1 protein-coding gene is annotated in these 657 nt (G+C 32.3%); it reads right to left on the bottom strand.

Annotated features, from left to right (window positions below):
- Positions 1–200: 200 nt before the first annotated feature.
- Positions 201–617: a hypothetical protein gene (locus LZZ90_RS13980; protein ID WP_237791322.1), complete on the bottom strand. Its 417-nt coding sequence runs from the start codon at positions 615–617 to the stop codon at positions 201–203.
- Positions 618–657 lie beyond the last annotated feature (40 nt).

The following is a 657-nucleotide window of genomic DNA, read 5'->3' as shown; positions in this document are numbered from 1 at the left end:
TATTTCAAAATGGTGCATAACGTCCCGCCGGCTTTGTGTCAGGCGGGGATTTTTATTACTGACGTTTACAAATATACCGAAAAGTTAGAAAGGAAAAAGCCCGAACGAAAGAAGAAAATACACTCACCAAGCCATTACCGATAAATCCCCAAACCCCCGCTTGCACAAAACCGCTGTTAGCTGTAGCCTTCTATCATTTTTTAGGCGAAGAATAAAGCAAAAACAAAAGGCACGGCAACAATAAGTGAAATTATTAGCGGTTTCCAAATTGGTTTTTTTTCATAGTTCTCTGTTTTAGGGAAATATTTGGGAAAATAATATTTTGATAAAAGCATACCACCAAAAACATTTAAAGATATAGCTAAGGAAGGATTAGTATTGTCTGGAATATTTACAATTATTATTGAAATTATTGAGTATAGTATAGACATGACCAATATATTATTTGCTTCCTTTTTTTTACCAATATCTTTTAGATTTTGCATTAACAGAATACCTCCAAAAAGAGTTGTAAAAAAAAGAGAAAAACCCCATACGGAACGTTCCGAATATATTTTCTGTTTTTCAAATATTTCAAAATTACTTACTTCTTCGTTTTGTTCATTTTTAGTTATCATATGTATAAAGTTTGGTTATGGTTTTCGTACGTCGGTTACA

It is taken from the genome of Flavobacterium sp. SM15, from assembly GCF_022012335.1.
Lineage (GTDB): Bacteria > Bacteroidota > Bacteroidia > Flavobacteriales > Flavobacteriaceae > Flavobacterium.
Note: the sequence above shows the minus strand (reverse complement) of the source record. Positions and strands in the feature narration are given on the sequence as shown.

What these genes read in the sequence shown, in the direction of transcription:
- LZZ90_RS13980 (WP_237791322.1), bottom strand. Translation starts at nt 617, where the DNA reads ATGATAACTAAAAATGAACAAAACGAAGAAGTAAGTAATTTTGAAATA.